This window comes from Devosia psychrophila (assembly GCF_000971275.1).
In the GTDB taxonomy this organism is placed as follows: Bacteria; Pseudomonadota; Alphaproteobacteria; order Rhizobiales; family Devosiaceae; genus Devosia; species Devosia psychrophila.
In genome coordinates, this window is sequence record NZ_LAPV01000001.1 from 1 (window position 1) to 4775 (window position 4775).

Here is a 4775-nt window from a genome sequence, read left to right on the forward strand (position 1 = left end):
GTTCATTCTGATCGCGGTGCCCATTATCGCTGGCCAGGCTGGTTATCCAGGATTGCTGACGCGAAGCTGGTTCGCTCAATGTCCCGCAAGGGATGCTCGCAAGATAACGCTGCGTGCGAGGGGTTTTCGGCAGGTTGAAAACAGAACTCTTCTACCCTCGGGATTGGACCGCCACCACGGTCGAGCAGTTCGTTATCGAGGTTGATTCCTACATCCGCTGGTACAATGAGAAGCGCATCAAGATATCCCTTGGCTCTCTTAGCCCAATCGAATACCGACAAAGTCTTGGCATTACAGCATAACCGGTCCAAGTTTTTATCCGCACCCCCTCAACGGTCGGTCATGTCCTTCACAGCGACAACCTCGTTTGTCCGTTGATCCGGGACACTGATTCGACCTGCAGAGTGCCGCGACAGACCAAAGCCGGAGCCTGGCTGATCCATTTTGACAGCTCTAAGTTCAGTAAACTTTCTAGATCTGAAAGCCGAAGCCCTTTCTCGTGGGGTGTCAAAAAGCGAATTAGCTCAAACTGGAACTGCAGTGGAACCTGCATTTCTCGGCAGGCCCAGATGGTCCGGGCGGAGGATAAACGGGGCTCCGCTAGGATGGCGGTTCGGCTCAAGGTCAGGCCGAGGTCGTACCGATTAGGTGGTTCGAACGGTTTTGCGTTTGTTGCATCGCAAACTTCGATCAGACAGCGCTTGCCTCCCATCACTGCCTCGAACGAGAAGTAGGCATCCGAAGAACAAAAATCCGTCCAGGTGCTGGGTGCCAGGCTTTGAACCTGCCGGTCCAGCGTTGCCTGGATCAAGAGATCTCGGCAGCACCGGTCTGGAAACGTAATGGGCGATGAGCACTTGAAACTCATGAAGCCCCTCTTAATGCGGCGCGGCTGCTCCAATGGCTCCATCGACTGCAGCATGTTTTCATCCATGTACCCGTCTCGTAATTAGGGGACTGTGGCCCCGTTGAAGCGCAGACTTTCATATTGGCTATCCAGATGGCTATCCAATTTTTCGCACATGGTGGAGTGCTAGTTATTATGGGACAATAAAGTTGCTGCTTATTAAGGTCCGCGCGTTTACGATGAGCGTGTAAAATCCAGCGCACTCCCCTTTTTCGCCAGTACCATCAATGTCCGCCAATCTTGACGAACAACCCAAAATCCGAAAGCGCAAGGATGGCAGGCGCCAGGTGCTGGTACAGCTCAGGCCGGATACCATCGAGCAACTGAGGGCTGCGGCGGCGGCGGAAGATCGCTACGTTTATGAGATCATCGAAGAGTTGGTCACCGACTATCTGGCTCAGGTGAATTTCAAGTTGTAGCTTTCACATGTCTCGACAGTGTGCGGGACCAAAACCCGCTCGCATTGACAATGTTCTCTATATGTTCTAGCGAAAGGTTCGGAGCGCTTGCCGATAGCGATCTCGCTTAGCCGCCTCCTCTGACAACCATCAACATGATGACCGGTCGCAGCCGGTGTCCGAGGACAACATGGCAAACCCAAAGAAGACCACATTACCACGTGCGGCCGCTACGCTCGCCCACGATCTTGCGTTGCAACTGGTCCGCGGCCTTAGTCACCGAGTGGCTTCAGAACTCGCTAGAGGCTGCAGCACCGACAAAGTAGAAGCGGCTGTCACCAAGAAGCTTCAAACCAGTATGCGGCTGCCCACTGACAGAGCGGGCTACGCCATCGCCTTGGCGCATTGCCTTGCCCCATACTACCAAACCGTTCGAGACCTAGCGACCACCCGGGGCTTCATTGTTATCAGGTGTAGAGCTGGTGATGATGCAGGCGCGGTAGGCCAAGTGCTGGCGGACGCGGTGCGCCATGAAACTGGTCCCATAGCCTTCAACCCACAATATGGCATACACGCTGAAGAACGCCTGGTGGTGATCAGCGATGCTGGCGTGCATCAGATGGACCGAATGGTTCGCTCAATTGCCCAAGCTGCCGAGGAGTGTCTCCCGGTTTTCTGCACCTTGGCCGACGGAGATCCAGTGCCGAGCGCTTTTGCGGGTGCAGATCTGGTGCTGGATTTGCCTGCTATGACCGCAGACATGCTCGCGCTGCTATTTGAGCTCGCGCACAACGAGGTGCCGCCGGGCGCCCATAGCTTTAGGTCTGCAGACAAGCTGAGCACTGTAAATCTTGTAGCCCACGTTCGCCGGGCTCGACCCGCAGGGGAGTGTCTTGCCGGTCTACAGGAGACGGTCTGTCCGCCCATAGTAGCGCCGAAGTTAAAGTCTGTTAAAATCGCCGATCTTGCTGGGTATGGTGAGGCCAAGGCCTGGGCACTGGAGCTCGCTCAGGACATGATGCTATGGCGGGCAGGAACGCTCAACTGGGACGAGGTTGATCATCGTGCAGTCGTGCTCGGTGGCCCTCCTGGAACGGGCAAGACAAGCTTTGCGGCTGTGCTCGCCAACAGCCTTGAGGTCCCGCTGATCGCCTCCAGTGTCGCTGAGTGGAACACGCACAAACATTTGTCGGGTACTCTCAATCGCATGAAGGAAATCTTTGCTGAGGCGATGGCCAAAGCACCCTGTGTTCTGCTCATCGACGAAATAGATGGAATCTCAAGCCGCACGAGTGTCTCGGGCGACTATGTTGAGTACTGGAGCCAGATCATCAATTTGATGCTGGTGCTTGTCACCGAGGCGCTTTCCACACCGGGCGTGGTGATCGTGGGCGCCACCAACCACGTAGAGCGCATTGATCCCGCGCTCATGCGATCCGGGCGGCTCGATCGCATCATCCGGATCAAATTCCCTGATGTAGAGGATCTCGCCGCTATTCTGGCACGGTATGTCGGTGAAGGTGTTCTGATGAAGGACCTAATCCCCCTTGTCAGCCGCTTGAAGGGACACACTGGGGCCGATGTCGAAAAGCTAGTGCGCGCGGCAAGAGCCTCCGCCCGTAGAGCTGGCCATCCTTTTTCTCTCGCAGATATCGAAGCACTCGTTCCTGATACTTCGGCGGAACTGGCGCCTCATACGCGACGGCGCATATCCGTCTATCGGAAGGCGCAAGAGGTTGTCGCGCAGGTCTTGGGTCTGTCGGAGATGGGCCTCAATACCGGGGATTTGGGCGAGCTTCTTACTCATGGCCTATCGGCGAGCGCTTCCATACGGAGCAGACCTGGAATGACGTCCTAAGCATAATCATGGCGGGCAGAGCAGGTGAGGAGATCATCTTCGGCGACGTGACGACGTATGGCTCCGGCGCTGCGGGATCAGATCTGGCTGTTGCAACGGCTATAGCCAGCGATCTCGAACTAAAGACCGGGTTTGGGGAGCTCGGGCTGATATATATCCAGGATCTTGCTGATAGTTCCAATCCCTTGAGCCCTGCAGCAGCCAGCATTCGGCGACGGATTGAAGCAGCACTGGCACGCGCATCGGCGTTGCTCCTCGACAATGTCGCTGAACTGGAGTGCGGAAACACAGGAGCGGCAACCAGAGTGAGGGGGACACCGCCCGGCCTAAAACTTATAAATTGATTGTGCTTGGAGACTTAGCTCGTGCTTTGGGCGCAACGGCGCCCAAAGCCTCTCAACTGAGCCTGCCTGGCTGATTCCGACCCCATTTTAGACGGATTATGTGCCCGCTAGCCATGACGGACGCGGACATGAAAGTCGAGCACGGTTTCGAAAGCTATCGTGCTCCACCTAAGCTCTGCATGGATATGAAACTGCCATGCAGGCTCTCCTCAGCACAGACCGAAATCGGCGCACCTACCCCGACGACGCCAAAATTGCGCAACCGCATGTAGATGCCCAAGCATTCTCAACGCTGTTGAGTGCAGGCGAGCCTTACAGATCCATGGTTGGCGCAACGGTGTTCGTGTTTGTGATCGTGCGCTCACTTGCGGATCGCTATGCAAAGCTGGAGGCAAAATGGAAAAAAGCAGGGTGCCGAGGAGCGGATCCAGCTGCTTACAGTGGCCGCGGAAATCCCTGCGCTACAAAAGGGTTGCTTCCCTAGAACAAGCTGGTCGATGACCTGCTGGCTTGGCCAAGGTGCCATTAGAGCCGAAAAGACCAGCATTTTCGAGCCATGTCCACTGCCTGAGCTTTGACTTTCGAAATCAGTTAAGCTCATCGTGTAAGTGCGATAAATAAATGGCCCGCCAAGTGCTGGAGAACGGGGTTATCTGAAAGGGCGTTCATGTTTCACTCCGGCGGCTGTGGGTAACACACCGTCGATGAGCACGCGCGACGGAATGTGAGGAGCGGCCCAAGTGTCATTCTGCTTGTTCGGCGCGGCTCCCTGAGTGTCCGCCGTCAGCACCCATGGCACAGATTTAACGTTGAGCTTTAAGGAGTGTTTTGGTCTCGTCGGATGACGAAGGAACCAAGATGACTGCCAAATCCTCGAATACCAAAAAGCCTGCCGAGCAGGTGGTGAAGGACATTCGCCGGGCAACCCGGCGGCACTTTTCAGCTGAAGACAAGATTCGGATCGTGCTGGACGGCCTGCGTGGCGAAGACAGCATTGCCGAGCTGTGCCGCAAGGAAGGCATCGCGCAGAGCCTGTATTACACCTGGTCCAAAGAGTTCATGGAGGCCGGCAAGCGCCGACTGGCGGGTGATACGGCGCGCGCTGCTACCAGTGATGAAGTCAAGGATCTGCGCCGTGAGGCTGGTGCGCTCAAGGAATGCGTGGCTGATCTGACCCTGGAAAACCGTCTGCTCAAAAAAAGCATGATCGCGGATGGGGACGAGCCAGAATGAGATATCCCGCATCCGAAAAGCTCGAGATCATCAGA

The 4775-nt window shown here is 55.9% G+C and carries 5 protein-coding genes and 2 pseudogenes; 6 read left to right on the top strand and 1 reads right to left on the bottom strand.

The window, feature by feature from the left end:
- A pseudogene (locus WH91_RS22945) lies at positions 1-302 on the top strand (transposase); the annotation flags it as partial.
- A 47-nt stretch (positions 303-349) separates the two neighbouring features.
- Here the strand turns inward: WH91_RS22945 and WH91_RS00005 are convergent.
- Positions 350-934, bottom strand: coding sequence for a hypothetical protein (locus WH91_RS00005; RefSeq protein WP_074797934.1), 585 nt, complete (start codon positions 932-934; stop codon positions 350-352).
- Between the two features lie 200 nt (positions 935-1134).
- On the opposite strand from WH91_RS00005, the gene WH91_RS00010 reads away from it, so the two are divergent.
- From WH91_RS00010 to WH91_RS00025, 5 genes and pseudogenes are all read left to right on the top strand, one after another.
- Positions 1135-1326, top strand: coding sequence for a hypothetical protein (locus WH91_RS00010; protein WP_046168958.1), 192 nt, complete (start codon positions 1135-1137; stop codon positions 1324-1326).
- Between the two features lie 169 nt (positions 1327-1495).
- Positions 1496-3163 (top strand): AAA family ATPase, encoded by a 1668-nt coding sequence (locus tag WH91_RS22250; protein ID WP_074797931.1) that lies wholly within the window; start codon positions 1496-1498, stop codon positions 3161-3163.
- An 8-nt stretch (positions 3164-3171) separates the two neighbouring features.
- Positions 3172-3507 (top strand): M41 family metallopeptidase, encoded by a 336-nt coding sequence (locus WH91_RS00020; protein WP_046168959.1) that lies wholly within the window; start codon positions 3172-3174, stop codon positions 3505-3507.
- Positions 3508-3703: 196 nt separating this feature from the next.
- A complete protein-coding gene (locus tag WH91_RS23970) occupies positions 3704-3991 on the top strand; it encodes a hypothetical protein (RefSeq protein ID WP_143078313.1) in 288 nt (95 codons plus the stop codon).
- A gap of 374 nt (positions 3992-4365) precedes the next feature.
- Positions 4366-4775: pseudogene (locus WH91_RS00025) on the top strand (transposase); the annotation flags it as partial.

Bases quoted from the DNA above. Each gene is read 5' to 3' on its own strand.
- WH91_RS00005 (WP_074797934.1), bottom strand. From the start codon at position 934: ATGGATGAAAACATGCTGCAGTCGATGGAGCCATTGGAGCAGCCGCGC.
- WH91_RS00010 (WP_046168958.1), top strand. From the start codon at position 1,135: ATGTCCGCCAATCTTGACGAACAACCCAAAATCCGAAAGCGCAAGGAT.
- WH91_RS22250 (WP_074797931.1), top strand. From the start codon at position 1,496: ATGGCAAACCCAAAGAAGACCACATTACCACGTGCGGCCGCTACGCTC.
- WH91_RS00020 (WP_046168959.1), top strand. From the start codon at position 3,172: ATGGCGGGCAGAGCAGGTGAGGAGATCATCTTCGGCGACGTGACGACG.
- WH91_RS23970 (WP_143078313.1), top strand. From the start codon at position 3,704: ATGCAGGCTCTCCTCAGCACAGACCGAAATCGGCGCACCTACCCCGAC.